This window comes from Marinobacter sp. SS13-12, from assembly GCF_030227115.1.
In the GTDB taxonomy this organism is placed as follows: Bacteria; Pseudomonadota; Gammaproteobacteria; order Pseudomonadales; family Oleiphilaceae; genus Marinobacter.
In genome coordinates, this window is record NZ_JASSUA010000002.1 from 590,856 (window position 1) to 611,355 (window position 20,500).

The following is a 20,500-nucleotide window of genomic DNA, read 5'->3' on the forward strand; positions in this document are numbered from 1 at the left end:
CGCCGGCCTTGAATCCAGCAATCAGCGAATGGAATTGAGCACTTCAAGGTGCACATTCACGCTTTCTGCCAGCGCCTTCAGATGATACCCCCCTTCAAGCGTGGAGATGATCCGGTCATTGGCGGAGTCAGCGGCTATGCTGGTGATCATCTCCGTCAGCCAGCGATAATCATCCACTTCCAGATTCAGTTCCGCCATGGGATCGAGCCGGTGGCCGTCGAAACCGGCGGAAATCAGCACCAGCTGTGGGCGGAAATCCTGTAGCCGTTTCACCCAGGCAGCTTCCACCGTTTTACGATATTCGTCAGCAGAGGTCCCGGCCTGGATGGGGGTGTTGATAATGTTCTCAGCCTGCCGGTGCACGTGGGAGTGGGGATAGAACGGGTGCTGAAAACTGGAGCACATCAGAATGCGCTCATCACCGCCCACGATATCGACGGTGCCGTTGCCCTGGTGGACATCAAAATCAATGATGGCCACCCGTTCCAGGTGGTGGAAATTCAGGGCGCGCATCGCAGCCAGGGCAATGTTGTTGTAGAAGCAGAAACCCATGGATTTACTGCGCTCGGCATGGTGCCCCGGTGGCCGGGCACACACGAATGCATTGGTGAGCTGACTGCTGAGTACCATGTCGACCGCTTCAATACTGGCGCCGGCGGCCAGGCGGGCGGCCCGCAGGGTATCCGGCATCATCGCGGTGTCGGGGTCGGTATAGACCCGCCCCCTGGTGGGCTGCATCAGCTCCAGTTGATGCAGGTAGCGCTCGGGATGAACGGTCAGCAACTGGTCCCGCGTGGCTTCATCCGGCCTTACCCAGTCCAGTTCCTGCTCCATGCCGGTATCTGCCAGGTAACTGATAATGGCCGCAAGCCGTTCCGGGGACTCCGGATGCTCTGCCCCCATGGTGTGTTTCATGCAGTCGTCGTGAGAGAAAAATCCCGTAGTCATGCTGATCCCGAACGCTCTGGTTATGCTTGTATTTTGTTCAATATTATCAGGGATACGGTAGCCCTGCCGTGTTTCTTTGGTCTTATGGTGGCGATAGACATTTTACATCACCAGACAAGCGCCTAAGATAGGGTGTACATCCGCCCGGTCGATCCGCAGCAAGGAGCAACGCTTGAGCACCCGATACCTGGAAAGCCTTTTCAATCCCTCTTCCATAGCGGTTATCGGGGCCTCGGAGCGGGCAGATAACCTGGGCGGTATGGTGCTGCGTAACCTGCTTGGCGGTGGTTATCCCGGCCAGCTGCTGGTGGTCAACCAGAATGATTATGACAACGTACACGGCGTGCCCTGCGTCCGGAAAGTGTCCCATATGGACTTTAGCCCTGACCTGGCGATTATCTGTACACCCCCGGACACCGTGCCAAAGGTGATCAAACGGCTGGGGGAGGCCGGTGTCCGTACCGCGATTGTGATGACCGGTGGCATGTCCCGTAGCCACAGCAAGACCGGCCAGCCGTTGATGTATTCGGTCCGCGATGCGGCCCGGGAAACCGGCATCCGGGTGCTTGGACCGAACACCATCGGCCTGATGGTGCCTGCTCGCAGCCTGAACGCAACCTATGCCCACATGGGCGCGATACCCGGCAAGGTGGCGTTCGTGGGCCAGTCGGGCACCATCGCCAGTTCGGTGATTGACTGGGCTTTTGCCCGGGGAGTGGGCTTCTCCTACTTCCTGACCCTGGGCGATGGCATGGATATCGACCACGATGACCTGATCGACTACCTGGCCCAGGACAGCCAGACCCGCGCCATACTGCTGCACATCGAGAACATTCCCAATCCGCGCCGTTTTATGTCCGCCGTCCGTGTGGCTTCGCGCACCAAGCCGGTGATTGCGGTGAAAAGCGGCCGGGTGCCGGAATCGGAGTGGTTCCACCACGAATTACCCGCCGGGATCACCCGCAGTGATCCCATCTATGATGCCATGTTACAGCGTGCCGGTGTGTTGCGGGTGGACGGCCTGGGGCAGATGTTCGATGCCCTGGAAACCCTCACCCGAATGCGTCCGTTGCGGCGTGAAACCCTGGCGATCATGGCTAACGGTGTCGGCCCCGGGGTTCTGGCGGTGGACCGGCTGGCCTATCTGGGTGGCGAGCTGGCGGAATTGTCCGGAAAGTCCATTGACTCACTGGCGGAATTGCTGCCCCCTTACTGGACCCGCAAAAACCCGATCGATCTTGGTTATAACGCCTCGCCGGAACTGTATGCCCAGGCGGTCAAGGTCCTGGCCAAAGACCCGGAAGTGGCCAACGTTCTGATTATGTACGCGCCAAGCCTGACCCAGGATAGCCTGCAGATTGCGGATGCGGTGGTGCAGGCGACCAAGGGCACACGGTTGAATGTGTTTACCTGCTGGCTGGGGCAGAGCACGGTGCTGGACGCCCGTGACGAATTCTACCGGGCCGGACTGCCGTCGTTCTTCAACCCGGAGAAGGCGGTGGTGGCATTCATGCAGCATGTGCGTCACCAGCGTGTGCAGCGGCTGCTGACGGAAACGCCGGAGTCCTTTACCGACCACCTTGCTGACCACACGCAGACCCGTCGGGTCGTGGTCAACGCTATACGCGCGGGGCGCAGCCACCTTTCCAACCGGGAAGCCCGGGATGTGATTGGTGACTATGGCATCAACGCGGTGGACACCATCTACTGCGACGATATGGAAGAGGTGCTGGAAGCCTTTGCCGTGGAGCGTCGGCCGGTGGATATCACTCTGATTCATGAACAGTCCTGTCACCCTTTGATCGCGCTCAGCCCCGGCCAGCGCCGTTACAAGGGTACCGTCCAGAAGCTCAACAGCGAGGGTGCCATCATGGACTCCTGTCGCTTCCTGATGGAGGAGTACCAGAAGCATTACCCCGACAGTGGTTTCCTCGGGTTTGCGGTTCAGCGCTCCTACCAGCATGTTGGCGGTATCGAGTTCAGCGTTGGCATCACCCGGGACAAACTGTTCGGCCCGCTGGTGGTGTGCGGTGCTGCCGGTGCCCAGATCAATGTGATGACGGACCGCCAGATCGCCCTGCCGCCACTGAATATGGTGCTGGCGCGGGAACTGTTGCGGCGAACCTACATGTACAAGCTGCTGAAAGAGCACAGCCTGAAACCGGAAGAGGATATTCGCGCGGTATCGGAAACCCTGGTGACCCTGTCCCAGATTGTCATTGATAATCCGGAGATCCGTGGGCTGGAAATTTCCCCCTTGCTGTTCAATGAGCAGGGTGCTGTTGCTGTCAACGTCGCCATTGATCTGGCGGACAAGCCGGGGCGCCCGATTATTCAGCCGTATCCCAGGGAACTGGAAGAATGGATACTGCTGCCGAAGTCTGGTCGCCGTGTGATTATCCGTCCGGTACTGGCGGAAGACGAGCCCGCCCACCGGGCCTTCCATGAGCTGCAGTCTCCTGAATCCATCCGTTATCGCTTCTTCCAGTACCGTAAGCATTTCTCACGGGAAGACGTGGCCCAGATGGTCCAGATCGACTATGACCGGGAAATGGTGTTCATTGCCAATGCGCCAAAGGAAGACGGGGAAGGCGAAGAAACCCTGGGCACCGTGCGTACCTGGACAGACGCCGACAACCTGCGGGCCGAGTTTGCGGTGATGGTGCACGACAAGATGAAGGGCGAAGGCCTGGGCGTGGCCCTGATGCAGAAAATGATCGATTACTGCCGCGCCAAGGGCACGATGGAAATGGTCGGTAATGTGCTGGCGGATAATCGCCCGATGTTGCGGCTGGCAGAGCACCTGGGCTTTGAGATCCGTTACAACCCGGAAGAGGAAGTCATGGACCTGACCCTGGTGCTCAACGAGCCGGAGAAAGACTGGCAGCGGGAGCGTCTGGAGCAGACCTCCCACTGACGACCGGTTATCAGCCTTCTTCAACAATGGCGGAACGGTCTTCCCCGCCCAGTGCTTCCAGCAGGCCGGGGATCAGCCTGGCCAGCTCCAGTGTCATCAGGGAAAATGCCGCATCAAAGCGGGCGGCGGCATCGTCTGCGTCCACGTCGTCCAGCTTTTCCTGCAGGGTGTCGCCGAATTTCAGGCGACGGATTCCCAGCTCCTCATCCAGCACGAAGGAAAGGTTGTCATCCCAGGTCACGGACAGCTTGGTGACCTGCATACCGGCGTCCAGGTGGCTGCGGATTTCATCGCCCTGAAGGTCCAGGCCCTTGCAGCGCACCACACCACCGTCCTCCGAAGTATCTTTCAGCTCACATTCAGTGCCCAGCTCGATACTGGCAGGCAGGTCGATGGACTCGTTCAGCCAGCCGGTGAAGGTGAACGCCGGCGCCTGTTCCACCGCAGGTGGACGAACCGGCAGTGAGCCCACGCTCTTGCGCAGGGTAGAGGCCAGGTCTTCCGCCTGCTTGGCGGAGCCGGCATCCACTACCAGCACGCCATCAGCGGGGGCCAGGTAGGCGTAGCAGCGGCGGTTCTTGGAAAAGGCCCGGGGCAGCATTTCCAGCATCACCCCTTCTTTGAGCTCGTCCTTTTCCTTGCGTCGTACCTTGCGATGCTGCTCAGCCTCGATCATTTCAGCCTTCTCGTCCACCAGCTCCTTGATAACGGAGGCGGGCAATAGCTTTTCTTCTTTTCGCAGGGCGATCAGGTGGTAACCACCGGCACTGTGAACCAGCAGGTCGCTGTGCTTGCCCATGGGCGGTACCCAGCCCTGGCGTGACGTTTCCTGTGGACCACAGGGCTTGAAGGCGTCGGCCTGAAGCTTCGCTTCCAGGGCTTCGGCCGTTATTTCAAATGGCTTGGTAAAACGGAAAACGCGGGCATTACGAAACCACATGGTCCGGGTCCTTGTTGGTTATGGGGTGATGTTGAAAGTCAGGAAGGGGAGGGATGATACCTCAAATCTGCATGATTTCGACCATTACGGTTTTAACGATAAAACCCACCACTCCGGCGCCCAGAATGGTGAACAGGGCAACGGTGCCGAACCGGCCCGCCTGGGACTTCCTGGCGAGGTCCCAGACAATAAAACCCATCCAGACAATCAGGCCGGTCAGCAAGACCAGCATGGAAATCTCTGCGAATACTGCTTCGTTCATTAATGACTCCGGGTTTGTGAAACGTTTACTGCTCGTCCCTCAGGAACACCCAGTTGTCTGCACTGGACTGCTCCTCGCTATAACGATAGCCCTCAAGATCAAAGCCCTTGAGATCGTCTGCCTGGGTAATGTTGTTCTGGATGGCGTAGCGGCACATCAGTCCCCGGGCCTTCTTGGCGTAGAAGCTGATCATCTTGTACTGGCCGTTTTTCCAGTCCTTGAACTGGGGGGTGATCAGGCGGGCATCCAGCTCTTTCTTGCGCACGCTCTTGAAGTATTCATTGGAGGCCAGGTTCACCAGCACGCCGTCATCCGCCTTCAGCAGCCGGTTGAGTTCGTCGGTAATCTTGCTGCCCCAGAAGGCATACAGGTCTTTACCGCGATGATTCTCGAATTTTGTACCCATTTCCAGGCGGTAGGGCTGCATCAGGTCCAGGGGTTTGAGCACCCCGTAGAGGCCGGAGAGTATCCGCAGGCGCTTCTGGGCAATCTCGAATTCCTTGTCGCTGAAGCTTTCCGCATCCAGCCCGGTATAGACGTCGCCTTTGAACGCCAGCACCGCCTGGCGTGCATTCTCCAGTGTGAAGGGGGTGTGCCACGAGCGAAAACGCTCGGCATTGAGCTGGCCGAGCTTGTCGCTGACCCCCATCAGGTTGCTGATGTCGTGGGGTTCCAACTCCTTGAGCTGGTCAACCAGCTCGCAGGCGTCGTCCAGGAAAGCCGGCTGAGTGGCCTTGGTGGTGGCCAGCGGGCTTTCGTAGTCCAGCGTTTTTGCAGGGGAAATAACCATCAACATGTCGGGCAATCCTCATCGGAGAAAGTTCAGTAACTGGTCACTGGTGAAAGGCCAGTCCAGCTCCTCGCCGGTGTCGTTACGGCGCAGTACCGGAATGCGCGTGCCGTAGCGTTCCACCAGTTGCCTGGACTGGGCAATGTCCACCGCGTCGACGGGAATGGGCGCAGGCATGGGCGTATTCACCAGCAGCGCTTCCGCCAGTTCGCACAGGTGGCACTGGGACGTGGTGTAAAAAGTCAGTTCCATTTACTTGGGCTGTGCGTCTATCTGCTGGCCATTGATGCCTGCGCTGTCCCGCCCCATCAGGTACAGGTAAACCGGCATCAGGTCTTCCGGTGCGGGATTCTGCTGCGGGTTCTCGGCGGGATACGCCGTGGCTCTCATATTGGTGCGGGTTGCGCCCGGATTGAGGCTGTTCACCCGCACATTATGGCGATCATCATCCAGTTCTTCTGCCAGCATCTGGCTCAACCCTTCGATGGCGAACTTGGAAACCGCATAGGCGCCCCAGTACGGCTTGGCTCTGCGGCCGACTCCGGAAGAGGTGAAAATCACCGAGGCATCATCGGACTTGCGCAGCAGCGGGATCATGGCGCGGCTCAGCAGGAACGGAGCGGTGGAGTTCACGTGCATCACCTTGTTCCAGATTTCCGGGTCATAAAGCTCGATGGGGCTGCGCGTGCCCAGGATGGCAGCGTTGTGAAGCAGGCCGTCGAGATGATCGAAATTGTCTTCGATCGTCATCGCCAGCTCTTCGTACTCCTTGACTGCAGCCCCCTCGAAGTTAAGCGGTACGATGGCCGGTTTCGGGTGGCCGGCAGCCTCGATTTCGTCATACACGGATTCCAGCTTGGAAACGGTGCGGCCTACAAGGATCACAGTGGCACCATGGGCCGCGTAGGCTTTTGCAGCCGCCCGTCCGATGCCGCTACCGGCACCGGTTACCATAATGATGCGATCTTTCAGCAAGTCTGCCGGTGCTTTATAGTCCTGCATTCTGTGTCTCCGTTTGGAACTCTATTGTAACAGTTTTGCCAGGTCGCTGACGGTGTCAGCCACGATGTCAGCTTGCCACAGGTCAACCGCCTCTGGCTGTTCGATATAACCGTAACGTACCGCGATGGTTTTCATGCCCGCGTTGCGTCCGGCCTCGATGTCCCGTTCATGGTCACCCACGTACACGCCGGTGGCGGGGTCGGCGCCCACCTCGCGGCAGGCCAGAAACAGCGCCTCCGGGTGCGGTTTCCGGTTAGTGACATGGTCGGGGCAGATCAGGGTAGAGCAGCGCTCCGCCAGGCCCAGGGCCTCTATCAATGGCGCCGCAAATCGAACCGGTTTGTTGGTGACGATGCCCCAGGGAATATTCCGGGCTTCCAGGTCCTTCAGGATAGCGTCCACGCCTTCGAACAGGGTGGTTTCCACAGCCACGCCGGCTTCATACAGGTCGAGAAACGCCGTGTGTTTCTCCAGGTAGTCCGGATGATCCGGCTCAAGGCCAAAGCCCACGAGGATCATCGCCCTGGCGCCGTTGGAAACCGAACGGCGGATGTGGGGCGCCGGCAGTGCCTGCAGCCCGTGGGCCCGGCGCAGTTCATTCAGGCAACGGATAAAATCCGGTGCGGTATCAATCAGTGTGCCGTCCAGGTCGAACAGGACGGTTGAGGGCGCGGAGGGCGATGATGTCACGACGGATCCGTTTCCTCGCGTGTATCCATGGCATGCATCATATAGTTGACGTCCACATCCCGCCCCAGGCGATACACTTTGGTGATCGGGTTGTAGGTCATGCCCGTCAGTTCGCAGATGTTCAGCCCGGCGTGGCGCAGATGATCCGACATTTCCGAGGGGCGGATGAACTTGCGCCATTCGTGCGTGCCCTTCGGCAGCAGCCTGAGCACATACTCAGCGCCCACAATCGCGAACAGGAACGACTTGGGGTTACGGTTGATGGTGGACACGAACAGATGTCCGCCGGGCTTCAGCAGGGCAGCGCAGGCCTTGATGACGGAAGCCGGGTCCGGCACATGCTCCAGCATTTCCAGGCAGGTGACCACATCGTACCGGCCGGTGTGTTCCGGGTCGATTGCCAGCTCTTCAACAGTGATCTGGCGATAGTCCACCTTGATGCCGCTTTCCATGCCATGGAGCCTGGCCACTGCCAGCGGTGCTTCGCCCATGTCTATGCCCGTCACGTGCGCGCCCCGCTGTGCCATGCCCTCGGACAACAGGCCGCCGCCGCAGCCGACATCCAGGGCCCGCTTTCCCGCCAGGGGCACGCGCTCGTCAATGTAGTTGAGGCGCAGGGGGTTGATGTCGTGCAGAGGGCGGAACTCGCTGGTGGGGTCCCACCAGCGGCTGGCCAGTGCCTCGAATTTGGCGATTTCGTTGTGGTCTACGTTCTGAGTGCTCATAGTTGGTTCTGCCTGATAACGAATATGTCGGGCGTCAGCTGGTTTGCTGCTCGCGGATACGGTCTGCCCAGCCCCGGACGCGGAGCATCAGGTCTGGTACGTCAATACGGGTCAGCCTGCCTTCCTGTACCTGAGGTACGCCGTTGATCCAGCTATGGCTTACCTGGCGGCCATGGTTGCTGTAAACAAGGTGAGAGGCCGGATCGTACACCGGCTGCAGGAATGGGTCGCCCAGGTCCACGGCAATGATATCTGCCAGCTTACCGGCTTGCAGTGATCCCAGCTCATGGGCGCGCCCCAGTGCCTTTGCACCGTCGATCGTGGCCATGGCCAGCGCCTCATGGGCAGACAACGCCGTGGCATCATCAGCCACCACCTTGGCCAGCATGGACGCGGTGCTAAGTTCGCCAAACAGATCCAGGTCATTATTGCTGGCAGCACCGTCGGTGCCAATGGCGACATTGATGCCCGCCTCGCGGAATTTCTGTACCGGGCTGAGGCCGCTGGCCAGCTTGAGATTGGATTCCGGGCAATGAATCACCTGGGCGCCGGTGTCTTTCAGCAATTGTATGTCCGAGTCATCAATCTGGGTCATGTGGACACACTGGGTTGTGGGCCCAAGTACGCCCAGCTCTGCCATTCGTGCTGTGGGTCGTTTGCCGGTTTTCTCCAGGGCATCGGCCACCTCGAAGGCGGTTTCATGGAGGTGGATCTGGATAGGCGTGCCAGTGCTCCGTGACAGCGCCACGGCTTTTGTCAGTGGCTCGTCAGACACCGTGTAAGGCGCATGGGGGCCGATGGCCGGCATAATGAACGGGTCGTCCTGCCACTGGCGGATGAAGCCCTCGCCCTTGGCCAGGTATTCGTCTGGCCCGGCTCCCCAGGGCGTCGGGAAATCCAGCAGGGGAAAACAAACCTGGGCGCGCATGCCGGCGTCTTTGGCAAGCTGTGCAACGATTTCGGGGAAAAAGTACATGTCCGCAAAGGTGGTGGTGCCGGTGCGAAGCATTTCTGCCATGGCCAGCTGCGTACCATCGGCAATGAATGGCTCGCTGACAAACGCGCCTTCGGCGGGCCAGATATGGTCATTCAGCCAGGTCATCAGCGGCAGGTCGTCTGCCAATCCCCGGAACAGCGACATGGCGGCATGGCCATGCATATTGATCAGGCCGGGAAGCACCACATGGTTGGGCAGGTCGATGGTTTCCTTGGCACGGTAACGGGCATCGGCTTCATCCCGGGAGACCACTGCGGCAATCCGTTCGCCCTGGACAAGCACCGCCTGGTGTTCCAGTACCGCGTTCGCGGGCTCTATGGGGATAACCCAGCGTGCGTTGATGCGAATATCTGCTGCGGTAATGGTGTCTGCCGTCATTTACCCTGCCTTGGCCGGGCCGCCCGGAAAACGTCCGTGCAGCCGAAGAATGTAGCCCGAAAGTATAGCGACCACCCGGACCAAGAACTACCCTGGGGGCTGAGTTTGGAGTGTTATCACAGGTATACTGCCTTTTTGTAACCTGTCTGGAGTGACTGAATGAGCAAAACCACTGGTTCATCCGGTAAGCGCTCCATTGGAACCGTGGCCATACGCTGGCATGGCGGCAGTCTAGAGCTGCTGGATCAGCGGCTGCTGCCCGACCAGGAGCACTGGATTACGCTGGAGGGCGCCTCCGGTGTTGCCCAGTGTATCCGGGACATGGTGGTGAGAGGTGCCCCGGCCATTGGCATAAGCGCCGCCTATGGAGTGGCCCTGGCCGCCCGCCATGCCGGCGGTGGTGACTGGAAAGCCGAGATCAAGCAGGCCATACGCGAATTGGCCGCATCGCGGCCGACAGCGGTCAACCTGTTCTGGGCGCTGCAGGAAATGGAGCGTGAATTCGCCGGTTGTCACTCCCTGGATGAAGCTGTGAAACGGCTTGCCAATACCGCGGAACGCATTCATGAGGACGATCTGGCCGCCAACCTGGCCATGGCCGATAATGCCCTGGAACACATGGCTGCCGACAAGCCGTTTTCTGTACTCACCCACTGCAATACCGGTGCCCTGGCCACCGGCGGTTATGGTACCGCGCTGGGCGTAATCCGTCGGCTTCATGAGGCGAAAATGCTCAGGGACGTGTTTGCGGATGAGACCCGCCCCTGGCTGCAGGGCAGCAGGCTGACCGCCTGGGAACTGTCACGGGATGGTATTCCTGTCACTCTGAACGCAGACGGTGCGGCGGCTGCCATTATGGCTGCGGGTAAAGTGCGCTGGGTGATCGTCGGTGCCGACCGGATTACCGCCAATGGTGACGTTGCCAATAAAATTGGCACCTACAGCCTCGCGGTGCTGGCTCGCCACCACAAAGTGGGGTTTATGGTGGTGGCACCGTCCAGTACCGTCGACATGTCGCTGGAGTCCGGCAAGGATATCCCCATTGAAGAACGCGAAGGCTCAGAGCTCAGGCAGATCAGGGGAGTGGCCATTGCGCCGGCCGGGGTCAAAGTATTCAACCCGGTATTCGATGTGACGCCGGCAAGCCTGATTGACGTAATCGTGACCGAGAAGGGGGTTGTCAGCACGCCCAATGTGACCGGAATGTGGTCGCTATTCGACTGAGTCGTCCTTTTGCGCCCGCAGTTCCGCCATTTCCTTTTCCTGCTCTTCGATAAAGTGCAGCGACATTTCGAAACTCTGACGGGTGAAATCCAGAACCTTCCGGAAACCCTCGTCAGAGAGGGTGCGGGCGTCGTCATGGCTGCGGAAGATATTGATGAACTGGCGCTCCCGCTCGAATTGCAGCGGTAGTCGGCCAATGCCCCAGTCGTTGAGTATTCGCCAGACCTCGGGGTTGTAATTGCGGGTGGTGCGAAGAATAAACGGAATCGGGTCGTTACGTGCTATCAGCGCTGCCAGGCGCAGTATCAGCTCAAATGACAGTGTGGTAGTGCCGTTTTCAATGGCCTCGAGAACCGATTTGTCTTTCAGATTCAGGGCTTCGCTCATTTCCGACCGGGTCAGCCCGGCCACTTCGCGGATGTCTTTCAGGGAGTTGCCGGCTGCCAGCATCATGCGAAGCTGATCCTGGGAGTTCATCAGTGCGCGGCCGACTTTCAGAGAGGTATCCGTGGATTTGGCGGCGAAGCGTAGTGCTGATCCTGTGAGGCCGGCAATGCGGTCAATGAGTGACTCGGACCCCTTGTTTTCCTCCTGACCTTCGGCACCCTGAACATGTCCTACCTCTTCCATGGACCTCATGGCATGCATGGCGTCCATCAGCATACCTTCCAGCAGGCGTGCCCTGTTCCGGTCTTCTTCCTTGTCAGCCATGGCTAACGCCCGTTCACGGAGGAGTTTGGGCCGCTCAGCGCGCCTGGGCCTGAGCGGTTATCTGTTTGATGTCCAGGATGGAGGCCATGCGTTGATCCAGTTCCAGCATGTCGGCCATGATGTTGCCGCCTTCATGAACAATAAAGTCCATTTCCTCATCGGTGCTGTCCAGATCTGCTGCCTGTTGGTCCTGCCATTCGTCCAGCTCTTCCAGGCTGTCGAACGGGTCGCCACCATGAATCTCGCGGCGGGCATTGGCAATGCTGAGGCGCGTACGTTCAATCTGTGACTGATATTCCTTGCGGTCGTCGATGTTGAGGCTGACGGACGTCTGCTCCCGCTGTTGCTTGAGAAATTCGATTTCTTTCTGCAGCAACTGGAATTCCGGATGGTCTTCAAACCGGTTGTCGTGACGTGTGCGCAATTCGTCAATCACACTGCTGAAGTCAAAATAGCGGGTGTGGGGTACGGCTTCGATCTGGTCCCAGGGCAGGGCATGATCCAGGGCATCTTCACCGATGCGGGTCTTGTCCACTCTTGACGGGATCTCGATATCGGGAATCACGCCCTTGTGTTGCGTGGAGCCGCCGGAAACCCGGTAGAACTTGCTCTGGGTGATCTTCAACTGGCCATGGTTCAGCGGGCGTACTGCCTGAACGGTGCCCTTGCCGAAGGTTTGGGAGCCTACTACCAGGCCCCGGCCATAATCCTGAATGGCGCCGGCAAAGATCTCTGATGCCGATGCACTCATGCGATTGACCAGAACCACCAGCGGGCCGTCGTAGGAAACCGAGGGGTCTTCGTCGTTCAGTACCTGCACGTCGTTATTGGAGTTGCGGATCTGAACGGTGGGGCCCTTTTCGATAAACAGGCCGACCAGGTCGTTGGCTTCGTGAAGAGCGCCGCCGCCGTTGTTGCGGAGGTCCATCACCACACCATCAATTCCTTCTGCCTTGAGCTCATCGATCAGTTTGCGGACATCGCGGGTGGTGCTCTTGTAATTCGGGTCACCGTTCTGCATCGCCTTGAAATCGGCATAGAAGGTGGGAATGTGGATCACGCCGATGCGGAACGTGTCACTACCACGATCGAACTCAATCACTTCGCTGCTGGCGCTTTGCTCTTCCAGCTTCACCTTGTCGCGCTTGATGGCGATGGTCTCGGTGACGGTTTCATCCGGGGCGTCAGCGGGAATAACTTCGAGGGTAACGGTCGACTCACGGGGACCACGAATCAGGTCCACCACTTCATCGAGGCGCCAGCCGATAACGTTTACGGCCTTGCTCTCATCTTCCTGTTTGACCGACACAATGCGGTCCGCTGGCTCAAGCTGGCCCTGCTTGGATGCTGGCCCGCCGGGTACCAGGCGGACCACTTTGGTGTACTCGTTGTCTGACTGCAACACGGCGCCAATGCCTTCCAGCGAAAGGCTCATGTTGATGTTGAAGTTCTCGGAGGTGCGCGGTGAGAAGTACGACGTGTGCGGGTCCCACATGCCGGCAAAGGCATTCATATAGGCCTGGAAGGCATCCTCACTGCGGGCCTGGTAGGCACGCTTCAGTTGGCCTTCGTAGCGGCGGCGCAGAGCATCTTCAATGCCTTCATCATCAGTTCCGTTGAGGCGCTGGGCGAGCACAGCGTTCTTGATTCTCTTCACCCACAAGGCATCCAGCGCTTCCTTGTCGGCTTCCCAATTCGCCTCGGACCGGTCCAGCAGGATGCTTTCAGCGGCTTCGAAGTCGAGCTTGTCGATACCTTCATCGACAATTGCCAGGGCGAACTCAAGGCGTTGGATAATGCGTTGCTGCACCAGGTTGTAGATATCGAAGCCGGGCTGTAGCTGGCCGGTTTTGAGGGCCGAGCCAAGCCCCAGCCGTACGGCGTTGAAGTTCTCGATGTCTTTTTGCGTCAGGTAGATGCGCTGACCGTCGAGGTATTCCAGGTAGGCATCAAACACGTCTCCGGACAGAGAGTCGTTGATGCTCATGTCGCGGAAGTGGGTAAATTGTAATTGCCGCGCGATCAGGATGTTCGCCCTGGCTTGTTCCACGGTCGGGGACACAGGCTCGTAGACTTTGTCAGTATCCACCTTGGCCGAGACTGGCAGGGTGAGCGCCAGCATCAGGGTCAGGACGGCTGCCTGTTTGCCGGCTCTGCCGCCCTTGCCGGAGTTGCTGCAACGGCTGATAAATCGTTCCGCGATGCTCATAAGCTTGTGTACCTGACGGTGGGTGGCGATACGGTTGACAAAAAAGGGGTCAGCGGATATCGCCCGATTGACTCATGGTTTTATTGTAGGCAAGCGCAGGTGCGGTTGCCATAGCGATGAAGTATCGGTTCGTGACAATCTGTCCATGGAGTGGGCAGGTTCGTAAACGGGAAAGCTCTCAGGCAAGGCAGGAGCCCTTGCCGGAGCGTAAAGGGCTCCGGCAAGGGAAGGCGGGGGTCAGATGAAGTTTTTGTTGGATTCTGCATTTTCCAGCAACAGGGCCGGTGGCGTGAAACGCTCACCAAATCGCTCCGCGAGATTTTTTGCCCGTTCTGCGAAGGCTCTCACACCATACTGGTTGATAAACTGGATGGCGCCGCCGGTCCAGGGCGCAAAGCCGATACCGAAAATGCTGCCGATATTGGCATCTTCTACCGTGCGGAGTACGCCTTCCTCGAGGCAGCGAACGGTTTCAATTGCCTGGATGAACAGAATGCGGTCTTTCAGGTCTTGCAGCTCCGTAGTCCGGGCCTTTTCCTGATCCACAAACAGGTTTTCCAGTTCCGGCCACAGGTGTTTCTTGCCGGAGTCGGGATAGTCATAGAACCCGGCACCGGCAGCCTTGCCCTTGCGGTTGTGGCTGCCGACCATCTGGTCGATCACTGCCTCCGCCGGGTGCGCCTTCCAGGTTTTACCGGCGGCTTCCGTGTCCTTTTTACTCTGGTCACGGATGTGCTGCATCAGGGTCATGCTGACTTCATCCGAGATCGCCAGCGGCCCCACAGGCATGCCGGCCAGAACACCCGCGTTCTCGATGCTGGAAGGGTGAATGCCTTCGCCCAGCATGGCGATGCCTTCATTCACGAAGGTGCCGAAGACCCGGGAGGTGAAGAATCCACGGCTGTCGTTCACGACAATGGGAATCTTGCCGATCTGCTGGACATAATCAAAGGCACGGGCCAGGGTCTCATCGGAGGTTTTGGCGCCCACGATGATTTCCACCAGCTGCATCTTGTCCACCGGGGAGAAGAAGTGCAGGCCAATGAAATTGGCCGGGTTGGTTGACGCTTCCGCAAGCTGTGTAATGGGAATGGTGGAGGTGTTGGACGCAAAGATGCCGTTGTTGACCAGCTTCGCTTCCGCTTCCTGAGTCACCTTTGCCTTCAGTTCGCTGTCTTCGAACACGGCTTCGATGACGAGATCGCAATCTTCAAGATCGTCGGCGGAGCCGGTGGCCTTGATGCGGTTCAATACCCCGGTTTTCTGCTCTTCGGTCATACGCCCGCGGCTGACTTTCTTCGCCAGCAGCTTCTCGGAATAGGCTTTGCCCTTTTCGGAGTTTTCCGTGGAAACGTCCTTGAGCACCACGTCAATACCGCGAGTGGCGGTAGAATAGGCAATGCCGGCGCCCATCATGCCGGCACCGAGAACGCCCACCTTGCGGAAGGTTTCCTTTTCCACGCCTGCGGGCCGGCTTTCACCGGCATTCACCGCATTGAGCTGGAACCAGAAGGTGCCGGTCATGTTCTTGGCGACCTGGCCGGTAACCAGCTCTGCAAAATAACGGGTTTCGATCAGACTGGCGTTATCAAAGTCCACCTGCGCACCTTCTACGGCCGCGGACAGGATACGCTCCGGTGCGGGGTAGCAGCCTTTGGTCTTCTGCTTCAGCATCGCCGGAGCGATGGCCAGTTTCTGTGCCATGGCCGGGTGATGGGGGGCTCCGCCGGGGAATTTGAAGCCTTTCTGGTCCCAGGTCTGCTGGCATTTCGGGTTGGCTTCGATAAAGGCCCGGGCTTTCGCCATCATGTCATCGGCGGAGGAGGCCAGTTCATCGACAATACCGGCCTTGAGCGCGGCTTTCGGGTTCACCTTTTTGCCTTCCATCAGGAAAGGGAAGGCAGCCTCGAGGCCGATCATCCGGGGCAGCCGCTGGGTGCCGCCACCGCCAGGAAGCAGGCCCAGGGTGACTTCAGGCAGGCCCAGCTGGATCTTGTCGTCATCCATCACCACGCGGTGGTGGCAGGCCAGGCAGATTTCCAGACCGCCGCCCAGGGCGGAGCCGTTGATGGCCGCGACAATGGGCCTGCCGCTGGTTTCCAGTGCGCGCATTTCAGCTTTGAGGCCGTTAACCATGTCTTCAAAGGCTGCTGCGTCTTCCCGCGTGACCTTGTGAAGTTCTTTCAGGTCGCCGCCGGCAAAGAAGGTTTTCTTGGCGGATGTAATGATAATGCCGCGAATGTTGTCGAGATCAGTTTTAACCTTGCCCACGGTCTCCGTCAGCCCCGTGCGGAAGTCGGCGTTCATGGTGTTCGCGGACTGGCCGGGCATGTCGATGGTCAGGGTCAGGATCTGGTCTGAACCCAGGTCGTAGTGAATGGCGCTCATATTCGTTTCTCCTCTCAGAATCAGTGGTCGGCTCAGACGCGCTCAATGATGGTGGCAATACCCATTCCGCCACCCACACACAGGGTGGCCAGGCCGTAGCGCAGTTCTCTCCGCTCCAGTTCGTCGAGCAGGGTGCCCAGAATCATGGCACCGGTGGCACCCAGGGGGTGGCCCATGGCGATGGCGCCGCCGTTAACGTTCACTTTCTCGTCGGGAACCGACAGTTCCTTCTGGAAGCGCATGACCACGGAGGCAAAGGCTTCGTTCACTTCAAACAGGTCAATCTGGTCCGCCGTCATGCCAGCTTTTTCCAGTGCCTTGCGGGCCGCCGGCGCAGGTCCGGTCAGCATGATGGTGGGGTCGGTACTGGTGACCGCAGTTGCCAGGATGCGAGCGCGTGGTTTGAGCCCCATGGCCTTGCCCTTGGCTTCGCTGCCGATCAGCATGGCGGTCGCACCATCGACGATGCCGGAAGAGTTGCCGGCGTGGTGGACGTGATTGATCTTCTCCACGTAGTGGTATTTTTCCCGGGCGACTCCGTCAAAGCCCATCTCGCCCATCATCTGGAACGAGGGCTTGAGGCCGGACAGGGATTCCACCGTGGTGTTGCCGCGCACATGTTCGTCGCGGTCCAGGATCATCACACCATTCTGGTCGGTAATAGGAATGATGGATTTGGAAAAATAACCCTTTTCCCAGGCGTTGGCCGCCTTCTGCTGGGATCTCACGGCAAATCCGTCCACGTCTTCCCGGGTGAAGCCCTCCAGGGTGGCGATCAGGTCCGCGCCGATGCCCTGGGGCATGAAGCCGGTATGCAGGTTGGTGGCCGGGTCGGTTGCCCAGGCGCCGCCATCGGACCCCATGGGTACCCGGGACATGGCCTCGACACCACCAGCAACAACCAGGTCTTCCCAGCCGGAACGCACCTTCATGGCGGCCAGGTTGACGGCCTCAAGACCGGAAGCGCAAAAGCGGTTGAGCGTGACGCCAGCCACCACTTCGTCCCAGTCCGCTGCCAGGGCGGCAGTTTTGGCAATATCCGCGCCCTGGTCGCCAACCGCAGTGACACAGCCCATGACGATATCGTCAACCTGGGCGGTGTCCAGGCTGTTTCTTTCCTGCAGTGCCTTGAGCACGGTGGTCAGCAGCGAGATGGGTTTGACGCTGTGCAGGGAACCGTCTTTCTTGCCGCGTCCACGTGGCGTGCGAACGGCATCGAAGATATAGGCTTCGGTGGTCATTTCCTGTCCTCTGTTGGTCTTTGACTCGGGAAGAGCATTTCAAATGCCTAACCATAGCGGTTTGCGGCCTCGATGCGTAATGACGTGCGCTGCCAATCCCATTGGCGAAAGTGCTCACGCCGGTCATGACATTTCGTGCCGGTGGATCTATGTTGTAGGCAGAGACTGATAGCAAAAGCAGGAGTAAGACGATGTCCCTGAGAGATGCCATTGATAACTTTTACGAGCCGCTGGTTGCCGAGGCCATTGATGAAACCAGGGAGGAGGATGACAGCCAGGATTTTCTGGCGGATGTGATGTGCGTGGCACTGAACCGGCTACCCGCAAAATACTATCGTCACAGCATCGACATGATGTTCTATCTTGCCGACGGGGAGCTCGAAGGCATGAAAAAACACGCCCTGACCGCCGTGCAGGAGGCCAGGGCGTTTGTTAAAAGCCATAAACGGGACGATTAACCCTTACGCCCCAGCACAGCCTCCAGTGCTCGCCCAAGGCGCAGGGCCAGGGGCTCGCTCGCCACATCCACTGGTTGCACAACGCACCAGTTTGCAACCAGCATTTCCAGTTGCTGTGACTTGTCGTTGTCGGACGCCGAGTTACCCATCCCTTCGGCAAGTCGCTGAACCTGGATCTCCATACGGCGGCCCTGGTCTTCGTCCGGGGAGGGAACCTCCGCCAGTATTTCGGCGCGGATAACCAGTTCTACGGGGTCCGGTTGCCCCACATTCGCGGCGAGCCCGGCCCAGTGGTCAGGCAATGCATTGCTGTCCAGGGTGCTGGTGCTTCTGGCCGTTATCCAGTGCTTCCAGGTTTCAATCTGCTCCTGCAATTGGCGGTTGGAGGCAAGCGCGGAAAGTCGGCTGCGTTCGTTGCTGACCTGTTCCCTGGTCCCCGCTGACAGAGGCTCGCTCTTGAGAGTATCCAGCTCGGTCAGGGTAGCCTGCAAGGTATCGATGCCTGCATCGGCGCCCAGCGAACTGCTGGCGGCAAGCACCGGTTCCGCTTTTTCATCCGCCTCCCGGGCAAGTTGTTCCTGTTCATTCTTGTGGGCATCGCGGCGCGCAAAAATCTGGTCGCAGGCCTTGCGAAACGCCTGCCACAGTTTCCGGTCTTCACGATGACGGGTGATGCCGATGCTGGTCCACTCGCTTTGCAGGGATTTGGCCTGGTTCATGGCCTCACCAAGGGGCTCGTGATCAATCAGGGCCTCCGCACGTTCCACAATTCCCTGTTTGAGCGCTTCATTTTTCTTGCGCTCTTCGTCCAGGGGCTGTTCCAGTTGTTTGAGCAGGTCATCGAACTGTTTCTGTACCGGGCGGTTGTCACGGAATTCTACCGGCCAGGCCGCTTTCCACTCTTCCCGGGCGGTCTGATGGATGCGTTCGGCGGCTTTCCAGTCGATGGCGTGCCAGTCCGCATTGTCGAGGAAGGTGCGGAGTTGCTCGCAAATTGTTTTACGGGTCTCAAGGTTTGCTTTCTTCAGGCCGGATTTTGCAGAGAAATAGGCCTTGCAGGGCTCATAGGCCAGATCCGAGGCCTGCTTGAAGCGTGACCACAAGTCGCGGTCCGATGAGCCGCCAAGGTCGCGCCATTCGTTCTGCAGTTCCTTGATTCGTTCGGCTTTGGCTTCCGGTTCTATCGGTTGCTCTGCCAGATACTCCATTTGCTCACACAGGGAAATCTGTTTGGGGCGGGTTGCAAAGCCCTGCCAGTCGGTCAGTTCCCGGAGCTGCCCGCCCAGAAGGTGAATTCTCGGCTGCAAGGGTTTGCTGTGACGGTGGTCCAGACGTTTGAGCGCCTGTTGCGCGGCCTTGAAAAGCTGGCGGGATTCCTTCAGCTGTTTGGCTTCCAGGGCAGCGTCCAGCTTGTCCAGCGTCTGTCGCAACGAATCGGCCAGGTGTTTCTGCTCTGCGGTGTCCGGCTTTTCGGTTTTTGCCGGGCGGGGCTTGCCGGCGATACGGTAAAGGGCGTCCAGCAGGGAGGGACGACGGAAGTCCTTTGGCCACTCTACAGCTTCCAGGATCTCCCTGGCCTTGCTGGTGGCTGTCTCATCCTCGGGGTCACCTTCGGCAGGGGTCTGCAGTGCGATGACCTCTTCCCGATGCTGGCCCAGGCGTTTGACGGCGGAAATATAGGCTCGCAGTGACTGCATCAGGTTCTCGTAGGATTTCTGTTCCTGCTTGTCGACCTGGGTGTCCCGGGTTGCTTCCAGCCAGCGGTTTTCCTGGGTTTTCTGCAGGGCGTCGAGGGAGGCCAGAGAAGGCTCCAGGTCCGGATCCTGCTGTTTCAGTTCATCAAGGGTGCTCTCCAGCAGGGACAGGGTTTCCGCTCGCTGGCTCCGCTGCTCCTGCTGTTGCTTGAGCAGTTCTTTTTCAGCGTGCATATCATGGAGGCGTTCACGGCACTGGTGCACTGCCTGCAAAAAATCGGTGGTCTGCTCCCGGGAGGCCCGGGACTCAACGTCGGCCCATTTCTGCAGCAGAGCTTCCAGGCGGGCTTCATACAGTTTCGTGTCGTCACTGCGTGCCTGTTCGGTGGCATTGCGCACCAGTGTCTGTATGGTTTCGGCCAGTTTCCGTTGCTGCTCCTCTTCATCACGAATGTGCTGGAGCTTCTGGCGTACCACCTGGTAGACCCCTTTGTCCTTTCCCTTGGCAAGCTTCTGGACACGTTGCAGCGCGGCTTTGTCGGCCAACGCTTCGGCAGCTTCAACACGGATGCCGGCCGTCATGCCGACGGTTGCCAGCTCTTCAAGCTGAGCTTCGGAGGGTGCGGACTTGAGCATCTTTGCCTGCTGCTCACGTTTGTCGTCCTGTCTGCTCACCTTTTCCAGGTCTTCAGGCGTCGGTTCCCGTCGAACTGCAGCAGCAGGAGGCGGCGTTGTGTTGGCCTTGCGGGTTCTGAACAGTTTCTGGATGAATGCAGCCATGGGGTTACCCTTTGATATTGAAACCAGTTCCCGGTGCCGGCAAAGTATGCCTGCACCGACCATCGGCCTTATCCGGTGTTCCGGATGCCGGGTACGATTATCGAGTGGGGGCTAGTCTAGCGTTTTGTCGGCAACTGCGGGAAGAG

General features: G+C 59.0%; 17 protein-coding genes. 3 read left to right on the forward strand and 14 right to left on the reverse strand.

What is annotated here, in order from left to right; genetic code table 11:
- Window positions 1–21: 21 nt before the first annotated feature.
- Window positions 22–948: a histone deacetylase family protein gene (locus tag QPL94_RS15705; RefSeq protein WP_285358648.1), complete on the reverse strand. Its 927-nt coding sequence runs from the start codon at window positions 946–948 to the stop codon at window positions 22–24.
- Window positions 949–1,120: 172 nt separating this feature from the next.
- On the opposite strand from QPL94_RS15705, the gene QPL94_RS15710 reads away from it, so the two are divergent.
- Entirely contained in the window at window positions 1,121–3,865 is a 2,745-nt protein-coding gene (locus QPL94_RS15710; protein WP_285358650.1) for a bifunctional acetate--CoA ligase family protein/GNAT family N-acetyltransferase, read from the forward strand.
- Window positions 3,866–3,875: 10 nt separating this feature from the next.
- Here the strand turns inward: QPL94_RS15710 and rdgC are convergent, their stop codons facing one another.
- From rdgC to QPL94_RS15750, 8 genes are all read right to left on the reverse strand, one after another.
- Entirely contained in the window at window positions 3,876–4,805 is a 930-nt protein-coding gene (rdgC, locus tag QPL94_RS15715) for a recombination-associated protein RdgC (RefSeq protein WP_285358651.1), read from the reverse strand.
- 61 nt (window positions 4,806–4,866) lie between these two features.
- Window positions 4,867–5,067, reverse strand: a complete 201-nt coding sequence (locus tag QPL94_RS15720) for a DUF2788 domain-containing protein (protein ID WP_285358653.1) — start codon at window positions 5,065–5,067, stop codon at window positions 4,867–4,869.
- A gap of 25 nt (window positions 5,068–5,092) precedes the next feature.
- Window positions 5,093–5,863, reverse strand: a complete 771-nt coding sequence (yaaA, locus tag QPL94_RS15725) for a peroxide stress protein YaaA (protein WP_285358655.1) — start codon at window positions 5,861–5,863, stop codon at window positions 5,093–5,095.
- A gap of 12 nt (window positions 5,864–5,875) precedes the next feature.
- Complete coding sequence (locus QPL94_RS15730) at window positions 5,876–6,109, reverse strand: glutaredoxin family protein (protein ID WP_137437860.1); 234 nt, start codon at window positions 6,107–6,109, stop codon at window positions 5,876–5,878.
- Window positions 6,110–6,859 carry a YciK family oxidoreductase gene (locus QPL94_RS15735; RefSeq protein WP_285358659.1) on the reverse strand — a complete coding sequence of 250 codons (750 nt, stop codon included), beginning with the start codon at window positions 6,857–6,859 and terminating at the stop codon, window positions 6,110–6,112.
- 21 nt (window positions 6,860–6,880) lie between these two features.
- Entirely contained in the window at window positions 6,881–7,549 is a 669-nt protein-coding gene (locus QPL94_RS15740; RefSeq protein WP_285358660.1) for an HAD family hydrolase, read from the reverse strand.
- Entirely contained in the window at window positions 7,546–8,274 is a 729-nt protein-coding gene (ubiG, locus tag QPL94_RS15745) for a bifunctional 2-polyprenyl-6-hydroxyphenol methylase/3-demethylubiquinol 3-O-methyltransferase UbiG (RefSeq protein WP_285358661.1), read from the reverse strand. The genes QPL94_RS15740 and ubiG overlap by 4 nt, the downstream gene beginning before the upstream one ends.
- A gap of 34 nt (window positions 8,275–8,308) precedes the next feature.
- On the reverse strand, window positions 8,309–9,649 hold the full coding sequence (locus QPL94_RS15750) for a TRZ/ATZ family hydrolase (RefSeq protein WP_285358663.1): 1,341 nt from the start codon (window positions 9,647–9,649) through the stop codon (window positions 8,309–8,311).
- A gap of 159 nt (window positions 9,650–9,808) precedes the next feature.
- Here QPL94_RS15750 and mtnA point away from each other — a divergent pair, with 159 nt between their 5' ends.
- Complete coding sequence (gene mtnA, locus QPL94_RS15755) at window positions 9,809–10,873, forward strand: S-methyl-5-thioribose-1-phosphate isomerase (protein WP_285358664.1); 1,065 nt, start codon at window positions 9,809–9,811, stop codon at window positions 10,871–10,873.
- Here the strand turns inward: mtnA and QPL94_RS15760 are convergent.
- From QPL94_RS15760 to QPL94_RS15775, 4 genes are all read right to left on the reverse strand, one after another.
- Entirely contained in the window at window positions 10,862–11,584 is a 723-nt protein-coding gene (locus QPL94_RS15760; protein WP_285358666.1) for a helix-turn-helix transcriptional regulator, read from the reverse strand. The genes mtnA and QPL94_RS15760 overlap by 12 nt on opposite strands.
- 34 nt (window positions 11,585–11,618) lie before the next feature.
- Window positions 11,619–13,793, reverse strand: a complete 2,175-nt coding sequence (locus tag QPL94_RS15765; RefSeq protein WP_502881552.1) for a carboxy terminal-processing peptidase — start codon at window positions 13,791–13,793, stop codon at window positions 11,619–11,621.
- Between the two features lie 237 nt (window positions 13,794–14,030).
- Complete coding sequence (locus tag QPL94_RS15770; protein ID WP_285358667.1) at window positions 14,031–16,181, reverse strand: 3-hydroxyacyl-CoA dehydrogenase NAD-binding domain-containing protein; 2,151 nt, start codon at window positions 16,179–16,181, stop codon at window positions 14,031–14,033.
- A 32-nt stretch (window positions 16,182–16,213) separates the two neighbouring features.
- Window positions 16,214–17,422: an acetyl-CoA C-acetyltransferase gene (locus QPL94_RS15775; RefSeq protein WP_285358668.1), complete on the reverse strand. Its 1,209-nt coding sequence runs from the start codon at window positions 17,420–17,422 to the stop codon at window positions 16,214–16,216.
- Between the two features lie 191 nt (window positions 17,423–17,613).
- On the opposite strand from QPL94_RS15775, the gene QPL94_RS15780 reads away from it, so the two are divergent.
- Complete coding sequence (locus QPL94_RS15780; RefSeq protein ID WP_285358669.1) at window positions 17,614–17,880, forward strand: late competence development ComFB family protein; 267 nt, start codon at window positions 17,614–17,616, stop codon at window positions 17,878–17,880.
- Here the strand turns inward: QPL94_RS15780 and QPL94_RS15785 are convergent.
- Window positions 17,877–20,354 (reverse strand): DUF349 domain-containing protein, encoded by a 2,478-nt coding sequence (locus QPL94_RS15785; protein ID WP_285358670.1) that lies wholly within the window; start codon window positions 20,352–20,354, stop codon window positions 17,877–17,879. The genes QPL94_RS15780 and QPL94_RS15785 overlap by 4 nt on opposite strands.
- Window positions 20,355–20,500: the final 146 nt, after the last annotated feature.